Consider the following 24,304-nt stretch of genomic DNA (forward strand, 5'->3'; position numbering starts at 1 on the left):
GGGCTGTTGCGCATCGACCGCGCCGCAGCCGCACGCGAAGCCCACTATGACGGCAAGTGGCTGCTGCGCACCTCCGACCTCACCCTGACCGCCGAGGACCTGGCCGCCGCCTACAAGCAGCTGCTCGTGGTGGAACGCGGCTGGCGCGATGCCAAGAGCAGTCTGGGGCTGCGCCCGGTATATCACCACCGCGAGGACCGCATCCGCGCCCACATCCAATTATGTTGGCTGGCACTGCTGCTCATCCGGGTCGCCGAAACCGCCGCCGGCGACACCTGGCGCAACCTGCGCCACGAACTGGACTCCACGGATCGAGGTTTGATGCACACCTCGTTTCGTGTGACCGGTGTGCTTCCCGATCTGGTGGTGAGCGTAGTACGCGGCCGTAGACGCTAGGTTCGGTTCGACGAGTTGGTGTCGTACCAAGCAGTCCAGATCTCGGGGCGGAGCCGGCCGCGGTCGGGTACCGGTAAGCCGGTGCTGCGAGCCCAGGCGCGGACTTCGGCGGTGGATGGCGTCGGCCCTGCGGGTGCCTGGTCGAGGTGGGCGATGTCGACTCTGATCGGTGAGATACGTTGCATGGCAGCGTGTTCGGTGGTCGCCCAGGCGTTGGCGGCGGCGAGGAACCGGTAGGTGTATTCCTCGGCGAGCTGGCGGGTCTCGCAGAATACGATCGCCACGTTCGGCCAGCGGATCTGGAGTTCGGCGAGTCCGTCGGCGACCATCGCGGGACGGACGCGGTCAAGCTTGAACACCTGCGAGTAGCGATCCTCGATGACTACCGCCGCGCGCGGGAGCGCGGCCAGGTCGCCGACCTGGTAGCGCAGCTTGCCGCCCGTGAGGCTGGATACCAGATCGGCCAGTGACTTGCGTTCCACGCTGGCGACAAGCTGGCCATCGAAGACGATCCCGTAGTCCCCGCACGGCAGCGCCCGCTTGACCGTGGTGACCTGCTGGGTTGCGAACCGGTAGGCGTACTGCTCGTGGCTGTCGACAACGATCTGCAGCTCCTCGATGCCATGGGCGCGGGCGGTCGGGGTGCGCACGTTCGGGCGTGCCTGTTTGCGGGTGCGCGGCGACTGCCAAAACACCACGTCGCGGCCACGAGCCTGGGTGAACACGAGCTGGGAGCGGTTGTGCCGGGACCGGTCGGCGATCACGTCGATCGCCGCGCCGCGCCGACGACACGACCGCAACCGCACTCGTTCGACGATTACCGGATCGTCGGGCCACTCGTCCAGCGGTACCGGGTAGGCGAACAAAGCTTTTTCGCGCGGCCAGGTCCCCGACGTGCGGAACAGCACGTCACCGCCAGCGAGCGGGACCCTCAGCAGCAGCCGCAGCCGGGAGTCGTCGTCAGGGTTGACCGCGATCAACAACTCCGCCACAAGTCCCGAGTCTGCCATCGGTGTTCGGTGACACACCCGTCGCGACCCGAACCTACGGACTGCTGATGGGGTCGCCGGCTTGCAGCCGGGCGTAGTACTCGGCATCGGCTTCGGCTGGCGCGCGGCGGCCAAGGCGGTGCATGAGCCTGGCGGTGTTATACCAGTGCACCCACGCCGAGGTGATGTTCTCCAGGTCGGCGAGGGTGCGGATCGGTCCGGTGCGGAACGGGGAGCCCTCGCGGAGGCACTCGGTTTTGTAGAGCCCGATCGTGGTTTCGACCAACGCGTTATCGAGGGTCCCCGACAGTCCCGATCGACGGGATGAGTCCGGCCAGCATCAGCGCCTCAGTGAAATGTGTTGCGGTGATCCGGCATCGCTGTGACGAATCGTGTCACCGGTGAGCGGACGTCCCTGCCGCGCCCCGTATGCCGTGGCTTGGCGGATCGCCCGCTCGACGAAGGCGGTGTTCTTCGTCAACGAGCACTCCCAGCCCGCGATCAGTCCGGCATAGGCGTCGATGACGAATGCGGTGTAGCCGAACCCGCCGCCATCGAGCGGCGCGTAGGTGAAGTCGGCTACGTCCAGCTCGTTGGGCCGCGACGCATGGAAGCGCCGCCGCACCAGGTCCGGCGCTCTCGCGGCGGCCGGATCGCGCTCGGTGGTGCGTATCGTCCGGGCGCGCATGGCCCCGCGCCAGCCGTGCTTGCGCATGATCCGTTCGACCGTGCAGCGCGCCACCGGGATGCCCTGGCGCTGCAGGTGCGCCCACATCTTCAGGCTGCCGTACAGGCACTCCGGTGGGCGTTTGCCGTGCTCGTCGGGCTCGTAGACACCGGCGAGGATCTCGGTGATCGTGGTGTCCCACAGGGCCCGTTTTGACGGCGCCGACGACCGGTGTGCCCAGTAGGTGCGTGGGGCGATCGCCACGCCCTGGATACCCAGGGCGCGGCACATCGGTACGACCCCGAACCGGTCCTTGTGTTCGTCGATGAACTCGCAGATCAGCGGTGTAGCGGGTCGCACTCCCGCGCGAAGAAAGTTGTTGCGGCTCAGTATTTCGATCGTTTGCTCAAGTTCCTTGGTTTTGCGGCGCAGCTCCCGCAGCTCGCGTGCGGTCTCAGTCGGCACACCCGCACCCTCACCGTCGTCCTCCTCGGCCTGGCGCACCCACTTGCGCAGCGTCTCCGCGCTCATCCCCAACCGCGCCGAGATCGCGCGCATCGCCGCCCACTCGGTCTCGTAGTCATCGCGATGCTCTCGGACCAGCCGCACCGCCTTGGCCTTGGTGTTCTCGTCGTACTTGCTCGGCATCGTGCCATCCTTCCCTCAGAAGAAGGTGTGCACGAAACCCGGGACGGTTCACAATGACCGCTGGAAACCACCCCGGAACAGACTGCTCACTTTTCGACCGGAACTGTTAGTTGACCGTGCCGCAGTTCCGGCGGCTTAGCTTATCCGGCGACACGGGACCACCCCAACACGCCCCACAACACAGAACCCAGGTCCCGACGCACAGCACCACCGCCACCCTGGTCCCTCGGTCGAACTTCCTCGATGCAGCCACAACCACATCCTTCTGGCGCGCTCACGATCTCCACCAGACCCAGGACAGTTCAAGGTCCTCCTGGCCGGATGTGGTTGATGCGTAGAGAACATCGATCGTTGAGTTCAGCGGCACTTTCTCGTTGCAAACCCGACGCGCAGCCACTACATCGGTGGATCGAGGCCAAGGCGACGGCCGACCTGAGTCGCGTCGCTGGCTGTGTCCGAGGGGGGACTTGAACCCCCACGCCCGTTAATAGGGCACTAGCACCTCAAGCTAGCGCGTCTGCCATTCCGCCACTCGGACCAGTTCGAAGGCAGCTTAGGTTATCGGATCAGCCGCCCCGGGCCAAAACCCGGGGAGCGGGGCGCATCGGGCAGACAGTGGTAGGAAAGGGACTGTGAGTACTCCCACGACACCCAGCGACGAGGTCGTCGACCTGGTGAGTGCGCTCATCCGGTTCGACACCTCCAACACCGGCGATCTGGCCACCACCAAGGGCGAGGCCGAATGCGCGCGCTGGGTCGCCGACCGGCTCGAGGAGGTCGGCCTGGAAACGGAGTACATCGAGGCCGGCGCCCCCGGCCGCGGAAATGTGTTCGCCCGACTCGCCGGTGCCGACCCGTCGCGCGGCGCGCTGATGTTGCACGGCCATCTCGACGTGGTTCCCGCAGAGGCATCCGACTGGAGCGTGCACCCGTTCTCGGGGGCCGTCGAGAACGGCTACGTGTGGGGCCGCGGAGCGGTCGACATGAAGGACATGGTCGGGATGATCATCGCGGTCGCCCGGCATTTCAAGCGCTCCGGCATCGTGCCGCCGCGCGACCTGGTCTTCGCGTTCGTCTCCGACGAGGAAGCCGGGGGCAACTACGGCTGCAAATGGCTTGTGGAGAACCGGCCCGACCTGTTCGAGGGCGTCACCGAGGCGGTCGGTGAGGTCGGCGGATTCTCGCTGACGGTGCCGCGCCGCGACGGCGGTGAGCGTCGGCTGTACCTCATCGAGACCGCCGAGAAGGCGATGATGTGGATGCGGCTGACCGCTCGCGGCCGCGCCGGGCACGGGTCGATGGTGCACGACGACAACGCCGTCACCGCCGTCGCCGCCGCGGTCGCCCGGTTGGGGAAGCACCGGTTCCCGATCGTGCTGACCGAATCGGTGGAGCAGTTCCTGGCCGCGGTGAGCGAGGAGACCGGGTACACCTTCGACCCCGAATCGCCCGACATCGACGGGGCGGTGGCCAAACTCGGGTCGATCGCCAAGATCGTGGGCGCCACGCTGCGCGACACCGCGAACCCGACGATGCTCAACGCCGGCTACAAGGCCAACGTCATCCCTGCCACCGCCGAGGCCGTCGTGGACTGCCGGGTGCTGCCGGGCCGTCTCGCCGAATTCGAGCGGGAGGTCGACGAGGTGATCGGCCCCGACGTCAGCCGGGAGTGGATCACCGCGCTGCCCTCGTACGAGACCCCGTTCGACGGCGAGTTGCTCGAGGCGATGAACGCCGCGATCCTGTCGACCGATCCCGAAGCGCGCACCGTGCCCTACATGCTCTCCGGGGGTACCGATGCAAAACACTTCGCCCGCTTGGGAATCCGGTGCTTCGGGTTCGCTCCGTTGAGGTTGCCGCCGGACCTGGATTTCGCAGCGTTGTTCCACGGCGTCGACGAGCGGGTACCCGTCGACGCGTTGACCTTCGGTGCCGAGGTCCTCGAGCATTTCCTGCTGCACAGCTGAACCAACCGACTGACGACAGAGAGGATCGGCTTCAATGGCCTTTGACTACAACCCCTACGACTTCCTGCCCGAGTTGCCCACGTTCACGGTGACTTCGGAGTCGTTCACCGACGGGCAGCCGTGGGCCGAAGACCAGGTCAGCGGCATCATGGGCGCCGGTGGGTCGGACATCTCCCCGCAGCTGAGCTGGTCGGGCTTCCCCGAGGAGACCCGCAGCTTCGCCGTCACCGTCTACGACCCCGACGCGCCCACGGGCTCGGGCTTCTGGCACTGGGCGGTGTTCAACCTGCCCGCTACGGTCACCGATCTGCCCGCCGGTGTCGGTGACGGCAGCAACCAGGGTTTCCCCGGTGACGCAGTCACGTTGGCCAACGACGCCGGTCTGAAGCGCTTCATCGGCGCGGCACCACCTGCCGGGCACGGTCCGCACCGCTACATCGTCGCGGTGCACGCGGTCGACGTCGAAAAGCTCGACGTGCCGGCTGAGGGGACCCCCGCGTACCTGGGCTTCAACCTGTTCAGCCACGCCATCGCCCGCGCCCTCATCACCGGCACCTACGAGCAGAAGTAGCGCTCAGCGCGCCGCCGAACCCACGGCCTCGGCGAGATGGGTGAACCCGTGCTCGTGCAGCCGGCGGGCGATCCCGTCGTGGATGGTCTTCGCCCACAGCCCCCCGCCGTAGACGAAACCGGTGTATCCCTGAAGCAGCGAGGCCCCTGACACGATGCGCTCCCAGGCGTCGTCGGCGGTCTCGATACCGCCGACGCTGATCAGCACCAGCCGATCGCCGACGCGCGCGTACAGCCTCCGCAGCACGTCCGCGGAGCGCTGCGCGACCGGGGCGCCGGAGATGCCGCCGGGCCCGAGTTCCTCGACCCCCGGTGTCGCCAGCCCGGCGCGGGACACGGTCGTGTTGGTGGCGACGATCCCGGCCAGGCCGAGTTCGACCGCGAGGTCGGCGATGTCGTCGATGTCGCTGTCGGCGAGGTCTGGTGCGATCTTGATCAGCACCGGTGTCGCCGTCTCCGCCAGGACGGCGGTCAGGATTGGGCGCAGCGACTCGACGGACTGCAGGTCACGCAGGCCCGGGGTGTTGGGGGAGCTGACGTTGACCACAAGGTAGTCCGCCAGAGGCCCGAGCAGCCTGGCGCATTCGGCGTAGTCGTCGGCCGCCTTTTCGGGCGGGGTCACCTTGTTCTTGCCGATGTTGACCCCGATAGGCACGTCGGGGGTGCCTCCCGTCAGCTGCGCGGCCAGCGCGCCGGCGCCGCGGTTGTTGAATCCGAGCCGGTTCAGCAGCGCGCTGTCGGCAGGCAGCCGGAACATCCGCGGCGGCGGATTGCCGGGTTGGGCCTGCGCGGTGACGGTGCCCACCTCGGCGAACCCGAACCCCAGCGCACCCCAGGCATGCACTCCGAGCCCGTCCTTGTCGAAGCCGGCGGCCAGCCCCATCGGGCCGGGGAACCGTACTCCGAACACGGTGCTGGCCAGCACCGGGTCGCTGGGCATCAGTCGACGGGAAAGACGCCGACGCAGCGGTGCCGGGGTGGTGGCGGTGCGCAGGCCGGCGAACACCCAGGTGTGGATTCGTTCCGGCGGCACCAGGAACAACGCCCGGCGCAGCGCTCGGTACATCACAGTGCCGGCTGGTCCGGGTCGTGGGACCGGTCGGCGCGCCTCTTGCGGCGTAGCAGCACCCGTCTGCTGCCGTCGGTGTACAGCCGAACCCTGGTCAGTTCCCACCCGCGGTACTCGGCCTCGATCGACAACCGGATGGATGCGCTCACGCGCGTCACGTCGGGGGGCAGCCGCAGCGGAATCCACTCGTACTCACCGGAGTGGTCCTCGGAAACCACTTTGCTCCACGCCGCGGGCATCCGGCCCCGTGAGCCGGGGCTCACGTCGCCACCCCGGCGGAGTCGATGACCTGGACGCCGGCTCCGGTGGCCGACACCACGTACAGGGTGTCCGACGCGGCGTCGAAAGCCAGCGAGTTGGGTTGCTGCACGGTTCGATGACGCACTTTCTCGACGGGGATGCCGGTCGCAAGATCGTAGCCAACGACGGTGTTGGTCGCCGTCTGGGCGACCCACACCAGCCCGGCCGGATCATCGGAGGACGCCAGTCCGTACGGCGAATCCGGCACCGGGTAGCGCTGCCGCAGGATCAACGGGTCGGCGCCGTACACCAGCAGCTCGCCGCCGCGAGTGTCGGCGACCAGCACCCGCCCGGCCGCGTCGGCCACCATCGTGGTGGCGCCACGGCCCGCCCGCAGGGCCTGTGCTGACGCCGTGCCGTCGGCGTTGAGGCTGGTGACCGAGGTTTGCGCCCGGTCCAGCACGATCGCGGTATTGCCTTGGGTGACAATGCCGTCCACGCGGGCGAACATCTTCAGCTGTGCGCCGACCTCGGTGTCCGAGGCCAGCGTGAACACCGTGCCGTCGGCACTGCCCAGCACGAGCAGGCCGTCGGCGCGCCGCGCGATTGCGGTGAAGTCGACCTCTTCGTGGCCCTGCACCCCGACCCTGGTGAGGTCTCCGGAGGCGACGTCGAGCCGGAAGTAGCCCCCCTTCGTCGACAGCACCACCTTCCCGTCACCGTCTCCGGCCATCGCCGTCGCGGCGTCATCCAGCTCCACCGGGGTGGCATCACCCGACGGGGTGAAGACCGTGACGACCGGCCGGTCACCGTCACCGAGAACCAGCAGCGCGCCCGTCGCCTCGTCGAACGCCGCCGCCGTCGCCGGCCCGGCCAGCGGACGCACCACCCCGGGTGGGGTGGCGGTCACCGCGGGGGAGACGGCGGCGCGCCCGGGATCGATCGTCGGTGGGGGCGAATCCACGGGGTTCGAGGAACAACCGCCAAGAAGCGCCATTGCCAGCACTGCCGCGCCGAGGCGAACCCGCTGAACTGGTGTGTTTAATCGGCTCGGCAACGGGTAGCTCTCGCTCACTTCGGTGGATCCTGATCGAAAGGCCAGTGTATGCAACGTCGTGACCGGAAACGCCCCCATCTGTTGCCCCGGACGGCGGCCACGGCGGTATGGTACGGACCATGACCCTTGCCGCCGACGGGGACGTAACCCATCAGAACACCCACCAGGACTTCGCTCTGGAGGACATCACCACCGGGGTGCATGCCAGCGGATTCGGCCAGGTCGGCGACGGGCGATCGTTCTCGTTCCACATCGAACGTCAGGCGTTGGTCGTCGAGATCTACCGGCCCAGGCTGCGCGGCCCGGTCCCGCAGTCGGAGGACGTCGTCGCGGTGGCCACCCGCAAGCTCACCGACATCGACCTGTCCGACGAGCGCAGTCTGGCGGCCGCGGTGCGCGATGAAGTCGCCGAGGCGCAGCCGGTGCCGCGCCACAACCGCTGACCCCAGCCCACGGTACGGTCGTCGTCGTGACTGACGTGCCTGCGATGTCGTGGCTGCAGGTCGTGGTCCTGTCAGTGCTGCAGGGGCTCACCGAGTTCCTGCCGGTGTCGTCGTCGGGACACCTGGCCATCGCGTCCCGGGTGTTCTTCGACGAGGACGCCGGGGCCTCGTTCACCGCCGTCAGCCAGCTGGGAACCGAGGCGGCGGTGCTGGTGTACTTCGCGCGCGACATCGCGCGGATCGTCAAGGCGTGGTTCCGCGGGCTGTTCAAGGGTGGCCGCCGTGACGCCGACTACTGGCTGGGTTGGTGGGTGATCATCGGCTCGATCCCGATCGCAGTGGTCGGGCTGCTCTTCAAGGACGAGATCCGCACCGGTGCCCGCAATCTCTGGCTGGTGGCGACCGCGTTGATCGTGTTCTCCCTGGTCATCGCAGCTGCCGAGTACTACGGCAGGCAGACCCGCCGAGTGGAGCAGCTCACCTGGCGCGACGCCGTCATCGTCGGCTTCGCCCAGTGCCTGGCACTGGTGCCGGGGGTGTCGCGGTCCGGGGCGACGATCAGCGCGGGGCTGTTCCTCGGCCTCGAACGTGAGCTCGCCGCGCGGTTCGGCTTCCTGCTGGCGATCCCGGCGGTGTTCGCCTCGGGGCTGTTCTCGCTGCCCGATGCCTTCAACCCGGTCGGGGAGGGTATGAGCGCCAGCGGCGCTCAACTGCTGGTCGCCACCGTGATCGCGTTTGTCGTCGGGTTCGCCGCGGTGTCCTGGTTCCTGCGCTTCCTGGTCCGGCACAGCATGTACTGGTTCGTCGGCTACCGGATTGTGCTGGGCGTCGTCGTGCTGATTCTCCTCGGGACAGGGGTGGTGGCCGCCATATGACCGTTCTCTTACTGCGCCACGGCCGTTCGACATCGAACACCGCGCACACCCTGGCGGGCCGGTCCGCCGGGGTCGACCTCGATGACCGGGGCCGGGAACAAGCCGAGGCCCTCGTCGAGCGGCTCGGGGCGCTGCCCATCCGGGCGATCGTCCGCTCGCCGCTACTGCGCTGCGCGAGGACCGTCGAACCGCTCGCGGCAGCGCTGGGTCTGGAGCCGGTGACCGAAGACCGGATCGTCGAGGTCGACTACGGCTCCTGGACCGGACGCAAGATCGGCGAGCTGGTCAAGGAACCGCTGTGGGCGGTCGTGCAACAGCAACCCAGCGCGGCGGTGTTCCCCGACGGGGAGGGACTGGCCGGGGTGCAGGCCCGCGCGGTGGCCGCGGTGCGCGAGCACGACCGCCGGCTGGCCGACGAGCACGGAGGGGACGTGCTCTGGGTCGCCTGCAGCCACGGCGATGTGATCAAGTCGGTGCTGGCCGACGCGCTCGGCACCCACCTGGACAGCTTCCAGCGCATCAACGCCGACCCGGCGTCGGTCAGCGTCATCCGGTACACCACGCTGCGGCCCTTCGTGATCCACGTCAACCACACCGGCTCCGCACTGAACGCGGCGTTGTCCGCCCCACCCGCCGACACCAAGGCGCAGGACGGCGATCAGGACGGCCCGGTGCCCACCGGCGAAGCCGTGGTGGGCGGGTCCACCGAATGAGCGCGACCCTGCGCAATTACGGCTGACGTGTCTTAGCCGGTATTTTGGAATCTGCCATGGCCCGCGAAATCCACGTCTTCCGCACACCCGACCGCTTCGTGGCCGGGACCGTCGGCCAACCGGGAAATCGCACGTTCTATCTGCAGGCTGTCCACGACAAGCGGGTGATCTCGGTGATCCTGGAGAAGCAGCAGGTCGCGGTGCTCGCCGAGCGGATCGCGGCGCTGCTGCTGGAGATCAACCGCCGTTTCGGCACGCCGATCCCGCCGGAAGACGGCGAGGTCGAGGACCTCAGCCCGCTGATCACCCCGGTGGACGCCGAGTTCCGGGTCGGCACCATGGGCCTGGGCTGGGACTCCGAGGCGCAGACGGTCGTCGTCGAGCTGCTGGCGGTCTCGGATGCCGAGTTCGACGCGTCGGTGGTCCTCGACGACGCCGAGGAGGGCCCCGACGCGGTGCGGGTGTTCCTGACCCCGGAATCGGCGCGCGAGTTCGCGACGCGGTCCAACCGGGTCATCTCGGCCGGGCGCCCGCCCTGCCCGCTGTGTGACGAGCCCCTCGATCCCGAAGGTCACATCTGCGTCCGCACCAACGGCTACCGGCGCGGTGCGCTCGGCGGATCCGACGATGACCTCGACACGTAGCGCCCGATGACACCTCGGTCCGATGAGGTGCTGTTGAGCGGTGGGCTGACCGTCCTCGGACGGATCCGCTCGGCGAGCAACGCGACCTTCCTGTGCGAGGCGGTCCTCGGCGAGAGCAGCCAGCACTGCGTCTACAAGCCGATCCGCGGCGAGGCGCCACTGTGGGACTTCCCGGACGGCACGCTGGCCGGACGCGAACTCGCGTCGTACCTGGTCTCTGCGGCGCTGGGGTGGAACATCGTGCCTTACACCATCATTCGTGACGGACCCGCCGGTCCGGGGATGGTGCAGCGCTGGGTCGACCAGCCCGGCGACGACGAACCCGACGCGGCGGACGCAGCTGACGCGGGACCCGACCTGATCGACCTGCTGCCTTCGGGCAGCATCCCGGCCGGTTTCCTGCCGATCCTGCAGGCCTACGACTACGCCGGCGACGAGGTGACGCTGGTGCACGCCGACGACGACCGGCTGCGCCGGGTGGCGGTGTTCGACGTGCTGATCAACAACGCCGACCGCAAGGGAGGCCATGTCCTGACCGGTGTGGACGGGCAGATCCACGGTGTCGACCACGGGGTCAGCCTGCACGTCGAGGACAAGCTGCGCACCGTCCTGTGGGGGTGGGCCGGAAAACCGGTCGACGACGACACCCTCGACGCCGTCAGCGGACTCGGCGACGCGCTCGACGGTGACCTCGGTGCGCAACTGGGGTGCCATATCACGGGCCGGGAAGTGGCTGCCCTGCGAGCCAGAGTCGTTGCCCTGCTGGCCAACCCGGTGATGCCGACGCCCGATCGGCGCCGGCCGATACCGTGGCCGGCGTTCTGACGTGGTGTACTTGCCCGGTGACCCTCACCGACGCAGCGCTGGCTGCCGAAGTGGCCGCCGAAGCCGGTGAGCTGCTGCTGGCGATGCGCGAACAGATCGGGTACGGAGACTTCTACGACCCGTACGATCTCGGCGACGCCGGTGACAAACAGGCCAACACGCTGATCCTGGATCGGCTGCACCGGGAGCGCCCGAACGACTCGGTGCTCTCCGAGGAGGCCGTCGACGAGGTGTCGCGCGTGCACGCCGACCGGGTGTGGATCGTCGATCCGGTCGACGGCACCCACGAGTACTCGATGCCCGGCCGTGCCGACTGGGCGGTGCACATCGCGCTCTGGCAGCGGTCTTCGGGGCCGCACGGCGGGTCCATCACCGACGCCGCGGTCGCGCTCCCCGCGCGCGGCGAGGTGTATCGCACCGACACCGTCACCGCCCCGCCGCCGCGCACCGCCGGGCCGATCCGCATCACCGCCAGTTCCAAGCGGCCGCCGCCGGTGTTGTGGCGGCTGCGTGAGCAACTCGACATCCAGCTGGTCCGGATCGGTTCGGCCGGGGCCAAGGCGATGGCGGTCGTCCGCGGTGACGTCGACGCCTACCTCCATGCGGGTGGTCAGTGGGAATGGGATTCGGCAGCGCCCGCAGGCGTGCTGTGGGCCGCGGACATGCATGCGTCGCGGATCGACGGGTCGCCGCTGATCTACAACCGCCGCGACCCCTACCTGCCGGATCTGCTGATGTGCCGCCCGGAGCTCGCGGAGGTCCTGCTCACCGAGATCCTGGCCGCCTACCGGCACTGACCGGGACCGGACCCGGGAATGAACGGGGAATGAAACAGCCCTCGGCGCTGTCTGACACGACGATGTCTAGAGTCGGGGTCATGAAATCGTGGTCGGCGCCGAGCGTGCCGGTGCTGCCCGGACGCGGGCCGCAGCTGCGGCTCTACGACAGCGCAGACCGGCAGGTGCGCCCGGTCACCCCCGGCGCAACCGCCACCATGTACGTGTGCGGGATCACCCCCTACGACGCCACCCACCTGGGACACGCCGCCACATATCTGACCTTCGATCTGGTGCACCGCGTGTGGCGCGACGCCGGTCACGAGGTGCACTACGTGCAGAACATCACCGACGTCGACGACCCGCTCTTCGAGCGTGCCCAGCGTGACGGCATCGGTTGGCGCGAGCTCGCCGACCGGGAGACCGACCTGTTCCGTGAGGACATGGCGGCGATGAGGGTGCTGCCGCCGCACGACTACATCGCCGCCACCGAAGCCGTCGCCGAGGTCATCGAGGTCGTCGAGAAGTTGCTGGCCTCCGGTGCCGCCTACGTCATCGACGATCCGCAGTACCCCGACGTGTACTTTCACGCCGGGGCGACCGCGCAGTTCGGCTACGAGTCGGGCTACGACCGCGAGACCATGCTGGCACTGTTCGCCGAACGCGGGGGAGACCCCGAGCGGTCCGGCAAGAGCGACCCGCTCGACGCGCTGCTGTGGCAGGCCGAACGCCCGGGCGAACCCAGCTGGGCGTCACCGTTCGGGCCGGGCAGGCCGGGCTGGCACGTCGAGTGCGCCGCGATCGCGCTCAGCCGCATCGGCACCGACCTCGACATCCAGGGCGGCGGCAGCGACCTGATCTTCCCGCACCACGAGTTCTCCGCCGCGCACGCCGAATCCGTCACCGGGGAGCGACGTTTCGCGCGGCACTACGTGCACGCCGGCATGATCGGCTGGGACGGGCACAAGATGTCGAAGAGCCGCGGCAACCTGGTTCTGGTGTCGGGACTGCGACGCGACGGCGTCGACCCCGGGGTCATCCGGCTCGGGCTGTTCGCCGGGCACTACCGTGACGACCGGTTCTGGAGTCAGGCAGTGTTCGACGAGGCGGTGCCCCGGCTGCACCGGTGGCGCAGCGCGACCCAGCTGGCGGCTGCGCCCGACGCCACAGACGTCGTGGCCCGGGTGCGCCGCTACCTGGCCGACGACCTGGACACCCCGAAAGCGATTGCCGCCCTTGATGGCTGGGCGACCGACGCGCTCACCTACGGAGGGCACGACACCTCCGCCGGATCCACGGTCGCAGCGGCGGTCGACGCGCTGCTCGGCGTTGAGCTGTAAACCACCTGCGGTGGAGTAGGTTTCCGCTGTGACGTCAGCGGGATCGGTGGCCGGTAAAACTGTCTTCATCACCGGGGGTGCGCGCGGCGTCGGCGCCGAGGTGGCCCGGCGGCTGCACCGCAGGGGAGCCCGACTCGCCCTGACCGATCTGGACGAGGCGCCGCTCGCGGAGCTGCGCGACGGGCTGGGCGGCGACCGGGTGCACATCATCGTGGCCGACGTGCGCCACCTGAGCGCCATTGAGGCCGCCGCGGCCAGTGCGGTCGAGCGGTTCGGTGGCATCGATGTCGTCATGGCCAACGCCGGCATCGCGACCTACGGTTCGGTGCTCCAGGTCGATCCGCAGGCAGTACGAACCCTGATGGACGTCAACGTCATGGGCGTGTTCCACACCGTGCGGGCGACCCTGCCCTCGGTCCTCGACCGGCGTGGCTACGTGCTGATCGTGTCGTCGCTGGCCGCCTACGCGGCGGCGCCGGGCCTGGCCCCCTACAACGCTGCCAAAGCCGCCGTCGAGCATTTCGCCAATGCACTCCGCCTCGAAGTCGCCCACCGCGGCGTCGACGTCGGCTCAGCGCACATGTCCTGGATCGACACACCGCTGGTGCGCGACACCAAGGCCGACCTGCCGACCTTCACGGAGATGCTGAGCAGGCTGCCGTTTCCGCTGAACCGGACGACCTCCGTCGAAGACTGCGGACAGGCATTCGTCACCGGCATCGAGCGCCGCAGACGGCAGGTGAACTGTCCCGGCTGGGTCGGTGTCCTGCGATGGCTCACACCGCTGCTGTCCACCCCGCTCGGGGAACGGCCGGTGGTTGGGTTCGTGCCCGACCTGCTCCCGAGGATGGACGCCCAGGTCGCCGCGCTCGGCCGATCGATGGGTGCCCGCACCAAAGAGCTGGAGGAGCAGTGATCCGCCGCCTGGCCGCCGGGCTGGCCGCATTGACCCTGCTCGTCGGGTGCAGCACCGACACCCGGGACGCCGAGGCCATCGCCACCTCAGCACCGCCCCGACCGAGTCGGCCGCTGCCGTCACCCCGGACGAGGTTCGGGCCATCGCCAAGGAGGCCTACATCTACGGGTTCCCGGTGGTGGACAACTACCGGGTGCAGTACACCTATTTCGTCGACAAGCAGGATCCGCAGTACAAGGGCGTCTGGAACCAGGTGCACAACACGGCCCGGGTGTGCACCCCCGAGGACACCGCCATCCAGACACCCAATTCGGACACGCCTTACTCCGCCGTCGGCGCCGATCTACGGGCGGAGCCGCTGGTGCTGACGGTGCCGCCGATCCAGCAGGACCGGTACTTCTCGGTGCAGTTCGTCGACGCCTACACCTACAACTTCGCCTACGTCGGCAGCCGCACCACCGGCAACGGCGGCGGCACCTACCTCCTCGCCGGCCCGAACTGGGAGGGTGAGAAGCCCGAAGGAGTCGACGAGGTGATCCGGTCGGACACCGAGTTGGCGTTTCTGCTGTTCGGAACCCAGCTGTTCGGCCCCTCCGACATCGAGGAGGTGAAGAAGATCCAGGCAAGCTATCAGGTCGCGCCGCTGTCGGTGTTCCTCAACCAGCCACCGCCGCAACCCGTGCCGGCCATCGACTTCGCGCTGCGCTACGCCCCGACGCTGCCGCAGGAGCGAGCGCTGCGGGAACGCTTCGCCACGATCGGAATCGGCTCCGACGGTGGATTCGACGCCGACACGCTCACCCCGGACATCCGCGCCGCCGTCGAAGGCGGCATGGCCGACGCCTGGGCGGAGTTCGACGCGTTCCGCCAAAGCGAACTCGAGACCGGCAAGGTGACCTCGGCGCAACTCTTCGGCACCAGAGAAGACCTCAACAGCAACTACCTGTACCGGATGGCCGGCGCGGCTCTGGGGATCTACGGCAACACCGCCGCCGAGGCCATCTACCCCGTCTTCACCCAGGACGCCCAGGGCGAGCCGCTGACCGGCGCGAACAACTACGTGTTTCGCTTCCCATCCGGCCAGTTGCCGCCGGTCAACGCGTTCTGGTCGCTGACCATGTACGAGATGCCCGCCAGCCGGCTCGTCGCCAACCCGATGAAGCGCTACCTCATCAACTCGGAGATGCTGCCGAGCCTGGTGCCCGACCCGGATGGCGGGTACACGTTCTACGTGCAGAACAGCTCGCCAGGCATCGACAGGGAATCCAACTGGCTGCCCGCACCGGAGGGGCCGTTCCAGTTGGTACTGCGGTTGTACTGGCCCAAGCCCGACGCGCTCAACGGCACCTGGAAGTCGCAACCGCCCGAGAAGGTCTGACCGCAGATGGCCGGGAAGCAAGCCGACCTGGTGCTCTCGGGCGGTGGCGTCAAAGGGGTTGCCCTCGTCGGGGCCGTCGCGGCGCTGGTCCGCGCGGGATATGTGCCACGACGTGTCTCCGGGACCTCTGCGGGGGCGCTGGTAGGCGCCGTTCTGGCCGCTGCCACGCAGAGCGGCGACTTGTCCGCCGAGCGGCTCGAATCGCTGGCGATGGACATCGACTACCGGAGGTTTCTCGACCCGGGGCCGGTCGAACGTGTCCCTGTGGTGGGGCCCGCCTGGGGTGTCCTCACCGGCGGCGGCATCTACCGAGGCGACGCGCTGCGCGAGTGGGTCGCGACTCGGCTGGCCGAGTTCGGGGTGACGACCTTCGCCGATCTGGCGATCGACGACGACAGCCTGCCGCCGGAGCAGCGATACCGCCTCGTCGTCACGGTGGCCGACGTCACCCTGGGGCAGCTGATCCGGCTGCCGTGGGACTACCAGCGGATCTACGGCCTGGATCCGGACCGGCAGTCTGTCGCAGACGCCGTCCGCGCGTCGACGGCAATCCCGTTCTTCTACCGGCCCGCAACGCTGACCAGCAGCGGAGGCAGGACATCGACGCTCGTCGACGGCGGGTTGCTGTCGAACTTCCCGATCGATTCCCTCGACCGGACCGACGGTGGGCAGCCGCGCTGGCCGACCTTCGGGGTGACGCTGCTACCCAACCTGCCCGCCGCGAACGCCGAGGTGATCCCGGCGCTGCGGCCGCTGCACTTCCTCGGCTCGCCGACGCTGCTCGAACAGGTGGTGACGACCGTGCTCGTGGGCCGTGACCAGGCTTACCTCAACCAGCCCCGGGTCAGCGCCCGCACCATCCGGATCGACACCAGCGAGGTCGGAGTTCTCGACTTCGACCTGTCCGACCCGGACAAGCGGGCGCTCTACCAGGAAGGACGGCGTGCGGGGGAGCACTTCCTGGCGACGTGGAACTGGCCGGAGTACCTCGCCCGGTTCCGCTGACCGCTACCGCCCGCGGGTGCCGGATTGCGGGCTACCGCCCGCGGCGGCGCAGGTAGCGCTCGAACTCCGCCGCCAGCGCATCCCCGTCGATCTTGCCCAGAGCCTCGTTCATGTCCACTTCGGCGTCGCCTCGTTCTTCCAGCGACTGGACGTACTCCGCGATCTCGTCGTCCTCGGAGGTCATCTCGGTGACCGCCTGCTCCCACTCCTCGGCCTGGGCGGGCAGATCTGCCAGCGGCACCTCGACATCGAGGACGTCCTCGACGCGGCGCAGCAGCGCGACCGTCGCCTTCGGGTTCGGCGGCTGGGACACGTAGTGGGGGACCGCGGCCCAGAACGTCACTGCCGGGATCCCCGCCTGCACGCAGGCGTCCTGGAAGACGCCGGCGATGCCGGTCGGCCCCTCGTACCGGGTCTCTTCCAGCCCGAACGTCTTGGCGGAATCCGCCGAGTAGGCCGCGCCCGACACCGGTACCGGCCTGGTGTGGGGCGTGTCTGCCAGCAGTGCGCCCAGGATCACCACCGTCTGCACGTTGAGCTTGTCGGCGATGGCCAACAACTCCGCACAGAACGTGCGCCACCGCATGTTGGGTTCCACGCCGTGCATCAGCACGATGTCGCGGTCGCTGCCCGGCGGCCGGCAGTGCGAGATCCGCATCGACGGCCAGACCAGTTCCCTGGTCACGCCGTCCAGCTGGCGGATCACGGGCCTGTTGACCTGGTAGTCGTAGTAGGCCTCGTCATCGATCTCCACGAGGGTGTCGGCCTCCCAGATGGCATCCAGGTGCTGCAGCGCATCGCTGGCCGCGTCACCGGCGTCATTCCAGCCCTCGAAAGCCGCGACGATGATCGTGTCGCGCAGATCCGGCAGGTCGGATCGCTTCGGACCGCTGAAATCCGAGGGGGTCACCAGCCCAGCGTAAGCCCTGGGTGGGCAGGATGACGCGCATCGACCCGCGCCCGGGTGCGGGGTCGAGGCGCCACTCGGGCGAACAACCGGGCCGGCTGCTCTACTACCCTGGCTGTGTGACCGCCGCAAACGATCGCGCCACGGGAACGCTGTTGCAGGCAGTTCAGCGGGCGAGATGAAATACCTTCGGCTGCACTCTGGTTAACCGAGGGACGACGATATTTGCCGATGACATTGGCGACAGGGACGAATTGGGCGTCCAGAAGTCGATCGAGTGACGAAGTAGACTGCCTGAGGTCGAGAGGCGTTGCAACGGGTCCGGGCACTGAGCCGGTATCCGCCACGCTCGGCAGAGTCAAGGACGCCTTCCGTCATGGAAGGAGTGCACTGTGAACGCCGCAGAGCAGAACATCGCCGAGTCGGCCACCTTCGCTGGGAACACCCGGCCCGACTGCACCGACGAACTGTCGGCGGCGCTGCGCCAGCGGATCGTCGTGATCGACGGCGCGATGGGCACGGCGATCCAGAGGGACCGCCCCGACGAGGCCGGCTACCGCGGCGAGCGGTTCAAGGACTGGCCGAGCGATCTTCAGGGCAACAACGACCTGCTCAACCTGACACAACCGCAGATCATCGAAGGTATCCACCGCGAGTACCTCGAGGCGGGCGCCGACATCCTGGAGACCAACACCTTCAACGCGAACGCCATCTCGCTCTCCGACTACGACATGGCGGAGCTCAGCTATGAGCTGAACTATGCCGGCGCCGCCCTGGCGCGCGCGGCCTGCGACGAGTTCAGCACCCCGGAAAAGCCGCGCTACGTCGCGGGCACCCTCGGGCCGACGACGCGCACTGCGTCGATCTCGCCGGACGTCAACGACCCCGGAGCCCGCAACGTCTCTTACGACCAGCTGGTCGCCGCCTACCTCGAAGCCGCCAACGGCCTGGTCGACGGTGGTTCCGACATCATCCTCGTCGAGACGATCTTCGATTCGCTCAACGCCAAGGCGGCGGTGTTCGCCATCGAGACGCTGTTCGAGGAGCGGGGCCGCCGCTGGCCGGTGATCATCTCGGGCACCATCACCGACGCGTCCGGGCGGACGTTGTCCGGCCAGGTCACCGAGGCATTCTGGAATGCGATCAGGCACGTGAAGCCGATCGCGGTCGGCCTCAACTGCGCCCTCGGCGCACCGGAGATGCGGCCCTACATCGCCGAGATGGCACGGATCGCCGACACCTTCGTCTCCTGCTACCCGAACGCCGGGCTGCCCAACGCCTTCGGTGAGTACGACGAGTCCCCGGAGGCTCAGGCCTCCTACATCGCCGAGTTCGCCGAGGCCGGCCTGGTGAACCTCGTCGGTGGGTGCTGCGGCACGGCCCCGCCGCACATCGCCGAGATCGCCAAGGTCGTCGAGGGCAAACCGCCGCGCGAGCTGCCCGAGATCCCGGAGGCCACCCGGCTGTCGGGCCTGGAGCCGCTCAACATCACCGACGGCTCGCTGTTCGTGAACATCGGTGAACGCACCAACATCACCGGTTCCGCCCGGTTCCGCAACCTGATCAAGGCCGAGGACTACGACACCGCCCTGTCGGTCGCGTTGCAGCAGGTCGAGGTCGGTGCACAGGTCATCGACATCAACATGGACGAGGGCATGATCGACGGCGTCGCCGCGATGGACCGGTTCACCAAGCTGATCGCGGCCGAGCCGGACATCAGCCGCGTCCCGGTGATGATCGACTCCTCCAAGTGGGAGGTCATCGAGGCGGGCCTGAAGAACGTGCAGGGCAAGCCGATCGTCAACTCGATCTCCATGAAGGAGGGCGAGGAGAAGTTCATCCGGGAAGCCCGGCTGTGCCGCAAGTACGGCGCCGCCGTCGTCGTGATGGCCTTCGACGAGCAGGGCCAGGCCGACAACCTGGAACGCCGCAAGGAGATCTGCGGGCGCGCCTACCGGATCCTGACCGAAGAGGTCGGTTTCCCGGCCGAGGACATCATCTTCGACCCGAACTGCTTCGCACTGGCGACCGGTATCGAGGAGCACGCAACGTACGGGATCGACTTCATCGAGGCCTGCGCCTGGATCAAGGAGAACCTGCCCGGCGTGCACATCTCCGGCGGTATCTCGAACGTGTCGTTCTCGTTCCGAGGCAACAACCCCGTCCGCGAGGCGATCCACGCGGTGTTCCTGTACCACGCCATCAAGGCCGGCCTGGACATGGGAATCGTCAACGCCGGTGCCCTGGTGCCCTACGACTCGATCGAACCCGGACTGCGGGACCGGATCGAGGACGTCGTGCTCAACCGTCGCGAGGACGCGGCCGAACGGCTGCTGGAGATCGCCGAACGGTTCAACAAGTCCGAGAAGACCGAGGATCCGAAAGCGGCGGAGTGGCGCAGTCTGCCGGTCCGCGAGCGGATCACCCACGCGCTGGTCAAGGGCATCGACGCCAACGTCGACGACGACACCGAGGAACTGCGCGCCGAGATCGCCGCCGCCGGTGGGCGGCCGATCGAGGTCATCGAGGGCCCACTGATGGACGGCATGAACGTCGTCGGCGATCTGTTCGGCGCGGGCAAGATGTTCCTGCCCCAGGTCGTGAAGTCGGCCCGGGTGATGAAGAAGGCCGTCGCGTACCTGCTGCCGTACATCGAGGCGGAGAAGGCGCAGCCCTTGCCGGGAGAGGCCGCGAAGAAGGACACCAACGGCACCATCGTCATGGCGACCGTCAAAGGCGACGTCCACGACATCGGCAAGAACATCGTCGGGGTCGTGCTGCAGTGCAACAACTTCGAGGTGATCGACCTCGGCGTGATGGTTCCCGCCCAGAAGATCCTGGACGCGGCGAAAGAACACAACGCCGACATCATCGGGCTTTCCGGCCTGATCACTCCGTCGCTGGACGAGATGGTCAACTTCGCCGTCGAGATGGAACGTCAGGGGTTGGAGATCCCGCTGCTGATCGGTGGCGCAACGACCTCGCGGGCGCACACCGCAGTAAAGGTGTCGCCGCGTCGCAGCGGTCCGGTGGTGTGGGTCAAGGATGCGTCCCGTTCGGTGCCGGTCGCTGCGGCACTGCTGGACGAGAAGCAGCGTCCGGCCCTGCTGGAGGCGACCGAGAAGGATTACGCATCGCTGCGTGAACGGCATGCTCAGAAGAACGAGCGCCCCATGCTGACGCTGGAGAAGGCGCGGGCGAACCGGACGCCGATCGAATGGCAGGGCTACACCCCGCCGGTACCCGCCCAGGGCCTCGGTGTGCGCGAATTCCAGGACTACGATTTCGCCGAACTGCGCGAATACATCGACTGGCAGCCCTTCTTCAACGCGTGGGAGATGAAGGGGAAGTTCCCCGACATCCTCAACAACCCGGTCTCGGGGGAGACTGCCCGCAAGCTGTACGACGACGCCCAGGAGATGCTCGACACCCTGATCAAGGAGAAGTGGCTCACCGCCAACGGGGTGATCGGCTTCTTCCCGGCGAACGCGGTCGGTGACGACGTCGAGGTCTACACCGACGAGACCCGCACCGAGGTTCTGACCACGCTGCACAATCTGCGCCAGCAGGGTCAGCACCGGGACGGCATCCCGAACCGGAGCCTTGGTGACTACATCGCGCCCAAAGACACCGGTCTTGCCGACTATGTCGGCGCGTTCGCGGTCACCACCGGGCTCGGCATCGGGGACAGGATCGCCGAGTTCAAGGCGGCGAACGACGACTACAACGCGATCCTGCTGGAATCGCTCGCCGACCGGCTGGCAGAGGCGTTCGCCGAACGGATGCACCAGCGGGTCCGCAAGGAGTTCTGGGGATACCAGCCGGACGAGCAGCTGGACAACGAGGCGCTCATCGGTGAGAAGTACCGCGGAATCCGACCTGCCCCTGGGTATCCGGCCTGCCCGGAGCACACCGAGAAGGCCACGCTCTGGGAGTTGATGGACGTTAAGGATCGGGCCGGCATCGAGCTGACCGAGTCGATGGCGATGTGGCCCGGCGCCGCAGTCAGCGGCTGGTACTTTTCGCACCCGCAGTCGCAGTACTTCGTGGTCGGCCGGATCAGTCAGGACCAGGTCGCCGACTACGCCAAGCGCAAGGGTTGGACGCTCAAGGAAGCCGAGCGCTGGCTCGCCCCCAACCTCGGCTACAACCCGGAGGACTGAGTAGCTCTGCGCCGGAACGGTATTCCAGCAGCAAGAAATCGAGTGCCGGGCTGCTGGAATACCGTTCCGGCGCTCAGTGCGCCGGGGTGCGCAGTGCTCGCCACACCCGTGCCGGGGTCATCGGCAGGTCCCGCAGCCGGGCGCCGCAGGCCCGCGCGATCGCGTTGGCCAGTGCCGGGGCGACGGGGTTGTAGGGCGATTCGCTCATCGACTTCGCGCCCAGCGGCCCGATCTGGTCGTAGGTGCCGGCGAACAACACCTCGGTGACGGGCACGTCGGCCAGTTGCGGGATGTGGTAGTCCCGCAGCGCCTGGGTCAGCACCGTTCCGTCGGGTCCGGTCAGGATCTGTTCGTAGAGCGCCGCGCCGATCGCCTGGGCCACACCACCTTCGACCTGCCCCCGGCACTGCTCGGGGTTGATCACCGCGCCGGCGTCGACTGCCTGCACCGATTGCATAATGCGCACCTCGCCAGTCTCGGGGTTGACCGCGACCCGGAATCCCTGCACGTTGAACGCCACCGAACGCGGTGTCCCGTCGTGACGGCCGTGTCCCACCAGTGCGGGCAGCTCGGCGAACTCGACCAGCCGGGTTCCGCACTGCACACCGTGAGGGGTGAGGGCGCAGGTGTACATGCCGGCGCCGGTGAGGTCAGCCGCAGCCTTGACCATCGCGACCCGCAGCTTCCGGCAGGCGGTCATCACTGCCTGGCCGGCCACCACGGTGCCCGCGGATCCGAACGCCCCGGTATCGTAACCCGTTGCCGCGGTGTCGGACTGATGGATACGGACGCGGTCGGGGGTGGTGTTCAACTCGGTGGCGACCAGCTGCGTGTGCACGGTGGTGGTGCCGTTACCGAACTCGGCGGTGCCGACCGACAGCCGGAACTCGCCGTCCGGAGTGACGGCGACCGAGGCTTCGGCGAAGTGGCCGTGCGGCGGGATCGTGGCGATCATCGCGACCGCCATGCCTTCGCCCACAGACCACCCGGGCGGCCCGGTCACGCCGTCGCCGTCGGCGAGGGCCCGCTGCGCCAGGTCGAGGCACTGGTCGAGGCCGTAGCTGCCGAAGGCGAGATCGTCGTGGCCGACCCGATAGTCGACGAACTCGTCTCCGGGCACCACCACATTGAGTCGCCTCAGTTTGAACGGATCGATGCCCAGTCGGTGGGAGAGCTCGTCGAGCGCCGACTCGACCGCGAAGATCATCTGGCTCAGGCCGTAGCCGCGGAACGCGCCGGAGGGCAGGTTGTTGGTGTAGACCGCCTCGGCGTCGACACGTTTGTTCGGGCACCGGTACACCGACAACGTCTCACCACACCCGTGGAACATCACGCCGACGCTGTGGTTTCCGTATCCACCCGCGTCCATGAGCACATCGACGCCCAGTGCGGTCAGGACCCCGTCGGCGCCGGCCGCGGCGGTGACATCTATCCGGTAGGGGTGACGGCACGGCGCCATCGTGAACTGGTCCGAGCGGCTGAACTCATAGCGCACCGGCCGGCCGAGCCGCAGTACGGCCAAAGTCACGAGGTCCTCGGTCAGCATCTCCTGCTTGCCGCCGAAGCCGCCGCCCAGCCGGCGGGTGAACACCCGAACACGATCACGCTCGAGACCGAACACGTGACAGAGTTCGTCGCGGACCAGGAACGGCACCTGCGAACTGGTGCGTAGCACCAGCCGGCCGTCCTCGTCCCGCCATCCGGTACAGCCGTGTGTCTCCAGATGGACGTGCTGGACGCGTTGGGTCGTGTAGCGTTCCCGCACTACTGTGCCGCCGCCGGCCACGGCCATGGCGATGCCGTCGTCGAGGTCGCCGACACCGCCGTGCACCTCAGCGACCAGGTTGCGCGACGCATCGGTGATCCGCGCGTCCTGCCCCTTCTCGCCGTGCAGCAGCGGCGCCCCGGGGCGACGGGCGATGTCCGGATCAAACACCGATGGCAGCTCTTCGTACTCTACTATGATTGCCCGGCAGGCCTTTTCGGCGAGAGCAACGGTGTCGGCGACCACCGCGGCCACCCGTTGTCCGACGAAGCGCACCGTGTCGTCGAGCACCACGGTGTCGTCGGGGTCGTCGAGACGGTTCTCGTGGCGGGCGGTGGAGAACGCGACGTCGGGGCTGTCGCGATGTGTCAGCACGAGGTGCACCCCGTCGATCGCCTCGGCGGCGGCAACGTCTATCGCCACGATCCGGGCGTGTGCCACCGGGCTGGTCAGCACCGCAAGATGCAGTAGGCCGGGCGGGGCGAAGTCCATCGTGTACTGCTCGGTGCCCGTCACCACGCGCAGGGCGGCCGGCGCACCGATGGAGCGGCCCACGCCGCCGGACTTCTCGATGTTGGCCTTGCCGTCGATCGCGTCGGTGATCGCGCGATAGCCGGTGCAGCGGCACAGGTTTCCTTTCAGCGACTGCGCCAGGTCAGTGAGCTGCTGTTCGGACAGCGTTGCCGCAGTGGTGATCATGCCGGCCGTGCAGAACCCGCATTGGAAGCCGCCGGCCTCGATGAACCGGCGCTGCAGCGGATGCAGGTCTGTCGGTGTTCCCAGCCCCGCCACGGTGGTGACGTCGTGACCTTCGGCGCGCAATGCCGGAAACACACACGAGTGCACCGCCTCGCCGTCGACCAGCACCGAGCATGCGCCGCAGTCACCTGCGTCGCAGCCCTTCTTCACCTCGAAGTGGCCGTGCTCGCGCAGATAGCTTCGTAGACACTG

20 protein-coding genes, 1 tRNA gene and 1 pseudogene are annotated in these 24,304 nt (G+C 68.2%); 14 read left to right on the plus strand and 8 right to left on the minus strand.

What is annotated here, in order from left to right; genetic code table 11:
* A partial coding sequence (locus WA944_RS24715) for an IS1634 family transposase (protein WP_526373926.1) occupies nucleotides 1-396 on the plus strand: 396 nt, incomplete at its 5' end.
* Here WA944_RS24715 and WA944_RS24720 read toward each other — a convergent pair.
* From WA944_RS24720 to WA944_RS24730, 3 genes and pseudogenes are all read right to left on the minus strand, one after another.
* Entirely contained in the window at nucleotides 393-1,388 is a 996-nt protein-coding gene (locus tag WA944_RS24720) for an ERCC4 domain-containing protein (protein ID WP_526373927.1), read from the minus strand. The two genes, WA944_RS24715 and WA944_RS24720, sit on opposite strands and share 4 nt — an antisense overlap.
* A 52-nt stretch (nucleotides 1,389-1,440) precedes the next feature.
* Nucleotides 1,441-2,700 (minus strand): annotated as a pseudogene (locus WA944_RS24725) (IS3 family transposase).
* 452 nt (nucleotides 2,701-3,152) lie between these two features.
* Nucleotides 3,153-3,238 (minus strand) — tRNA-Leu (locus tag WA944_RS24730).
* A gap of 94 nt (nucleotides 3,239-3,332) precedes the next feature.
* Between WA944_RS24730 and WA944_RS24735 the strand changes: the two genes are divergently transcribed.
* Together WA944_RS24735 and WA944_RS24740 are read left to right on the plus strand one after the other, a co-directional pair.
* Nucleotides 3,333-4,667: a M20/M25/M40 family metallo-hydrolase gene (locus WA944_RS24735; RefSeq protein ID WP_526373925.1), complete on the plus strand. Its 1,335-nt coding sequence runs from the start codon at nucleotides 3,333-3,335 to the stop codon at nucleotides 4,665-4,667.
* A gap of 34 nt (nucleotides 4,668-4,701) precedes the next feature.
* Nucleotides 4,702-5,238 carry a YbhB/YbcL family Raf kinase inhibitor-like protein gene (locus WA944_RS24740; RefSeq protein WP_526373924.1) on the plus strand — a complete coding sequence of 179 codons (537 nt, stop codon included), beginning with the start codon at nucleotides 4,702-4,704 and terminating at the stop codon, nucleotides 5,236-5,238.
* A 3-nt stretch (nucleotides 5,239-5,241) separates the two neighbouring features.
* Here WA944_RS24740 and WA944_RS24745 read toward each other — a convergent pair whose 3' ends face one another.
* The 3 genes from WA944_RS24745 to WA944_RS24755 are packed head-to-tail and all read right to left on the minus strand — an operon-like array spanning nucleotide 5,242 to nucleotide 7,543.
* Nucleotides 5,242-6,303, minus strand: a complete 1,062-nt coding sequence (locus WA944_RS24745; RefSeq protein ID WP_526373923.1) for a quinone-dependent dihydroorotate dehydrogenase — start codon at nucleotides 6,301-6,303, stop codon at nucleotides 5,242-5,244.
* Nucleotides 6,303-6,569, minus strand: coding sequence for a DUF5703 family protein (locus WA944_RS24750; protein WP_526373922.1), 267 nt, complete (start codon nucleotides 6,567-6,569; stop codon nucleotides 6,303-6,305). Before WA944_RS24750 ends, WA944_RS24745 begins: the two co-directional genes overlap by 1 nt.
* Nucleotides 6,566-7,543, minus strand: coding sequence for a YncE family protein (locus WA944_RS24755; protein ID WP_526373921.1), 978 nt, complete (start codon nucleotides 7,541-7,543; stop codon nucleotides 6,566-6,568). Before WA944_RS24755 ends, WA944_RS24750 begins: the two co-directional genes overlap by 4 nt.
* A 179-nt stretch (nucleotides 7,544-7,722) precedes the next feature.
* Here WA944_RS24755 and WA944_RS24760 point away from each other — a divergent pair, with 179 nt between their 5' ends.
* From WA944_RS24760 to WA944_RS24805, 10 genes are all read left to right on the plus strand, one after another.
* Nucleotides 7,723-8,046 (plus strand): hypothetical protein, encoded by a 324-nt coding sequence (locus WA944_RS24760; protein ID WP_526373920.1) that lies wholly within the window; start codon nucleotides 7,723-7,725, stop codon nucleotides 8,044-8,046.
* A 44-nt stretch (nucleotides 8,047-8,090) separates the two neighbouring features.
* Nucleotides 8,091-8,921 carry an undecaprenyl-diphosphate phosphatase gene (locus tag WA944_RS24765; RefSeq protein ID WP_163896149.1) on the plus strand — a complete coding sequence of 277 codons (831 nt, stop codon included), beginning with the start codon at nucleotides 8,091-8,093 and terminating at the stop codon, nucleotides 8,919-8,921.
* Nucleotides 8,918-9,634, plus strand: a complete 717-nt coding sequence (locus tag WA944_RS24770) for a histidine phosphatase family protein (RefSeq protein WP_526373919.1) — start codon at nucleotides 8,918-8,920, stop codon at nucleotides 9,632-9,634. Before WA944_RS24765 ends, WA944_RS24770 begins: the two co-directional genes overlap by 4 nt.
* Nucleotides 9,635-9,690: 56 nt before the next feature.
* A complete protein-coding gene (locus tag WA944_RS24775) occupies nucleotides 9,691-10,278 on the plus strand; it encodes an Rv2134c family protein (protein ID WP_370329986.1) in 588 nt (195 codons plus the stop codon).
* A gap of 6 nt (nucleotides 10,279-10,284) precedes the next feature.
* A complete protein-coding gene (locus WA944_RS24780) occupies nucleotides 10,285-11,103 on the plus strand; it encodes an Rv2133c family protein (RefSeq protein ID WP_526373918.1) in 819 nt (272 codons plus the stop codon).
* Nucleotides 11,104-11,120: 17 nt separating this feature from the next.
* Nucleotides 11,121-11,900, plus strand: a complete 780-nt coding sequence (locus WA944_RS24785; protein WP_526373917.1) for a 3'(2'),5'-bisphosphate nucleotidase CysQ — start codon at nucleotides 11,121-11,123, stop codon at nucleotides 11,898-11,900.
* Between the two features lie 80 nt (nucleotides 11,901-11,980).
* The gene (gene mshC / locus WA944_RS24790; RefSeq protein WP_526373916.1) at nucleotides 11,981-13,219 is read left to right on the plus strand and encodes a cysteine--1-D-myo-inosityl 2-amino-2-deoxy-alpha-D-glucopyranoside ligase; all 1,239 of its coding nucleotides are present in this window, start codon (nucleotides 11,981-11,983) and stop codon (nucleotides 13,217-13,219) included.
* A 28-nt stretch (nucleotides 13,220-13,247) separates the two neighbouring features.
* Nucleotides 13,248-14,135 carry an SDR family NAD(P)-dependent oxidoreductase gene (locus tag WA944_RS24795; protein ID WP_526373915.1) on the plus strand — a complete coding sequence of 296 codons (888 nt, stop codon included), beginning with the start codon at nucleotides 13,248-13,250 and terminating at the stop codon, nucleotides 14,133-14,135.
* Nucleotides 14,136-14,181: 46 nt separating this feature from the next.
* Nucleotides 14,182-15,513, plus strand: coding sequence for a DUF1254 domain-containing protein (locus tag WA944_RS24800; RefSeq protein ID WP_526647443.1), 1,332 nt, complete (start codon nucleotides 14,182-14,184; stop codon nucleotides 15,511-15,513).
* A 6-nt stretch (nucleotides 15,514-15,519) separates the two neighbouring features.
* Nucleotides 15,520-16,518: a patatin-like phospholipase family protein gene (locus tag WA944_RS24805; protein ID WP_526372683.1), complete on the plus strand. Its 999-nt coding sequence runs from the start codon at nucleotides 15,520-15,522 to the stop codon at nucleotides 16,516-16,518.
* Between the two features lie 31 nt (nucleotides 16,519-16,549).
* Here WA944_RS24805 and WA944_RS24810 read toward each other — a convergent pair whose 3' ends face one another.
* Complete coding sequence (locus WA944_RS24810; protein ID WP_163891515.1) at nucleotides 16,550-17,428, minus strand: PAC2 family protein; 879 nt, start codon at nucleotides 17,426-17,428, stop codon at nucleotides 16,550-16,552.
* A gap of 509 nt (nucleotides 17,429-17,937) precedes the next feature.
* Between WA944_RS24810 and metH the strand changes: the two genes are divergently transcribed.
* Nucleotides 17,938-21,588, plus strand: coding sequence for a methionine synthase (gene metH / locus WA944_RS24815; protein ID WP_526611646.1), 3,651 nt, complete (start codon nucleotides 17,938-17,940; stop codon nucleotides 21,586-21,588).
* Nucleotides 21,589-21,661: 73 nt separating this feature from the next.
* Here metH and WA944_RS24820 read toward each other — a convergent pair.
* Nucleotides 21,662-24,304, minus strand: a 2,643-nt coding sequence (locus WA944_RS24820) for a molybdopterin-dependent oxidoreductase (RefSeq protein ID WP_526647444.1), incomplete at its 5' end; no start/stop codon positions are given.

This window comes from Mycobacterium sp. (assembly GCF_049683355.1).
GTDB lineage: Bacteria > Actinomycetota > Actinomycetes > Mycobacteriales > Mycobacteriaceae > Mycobacterium.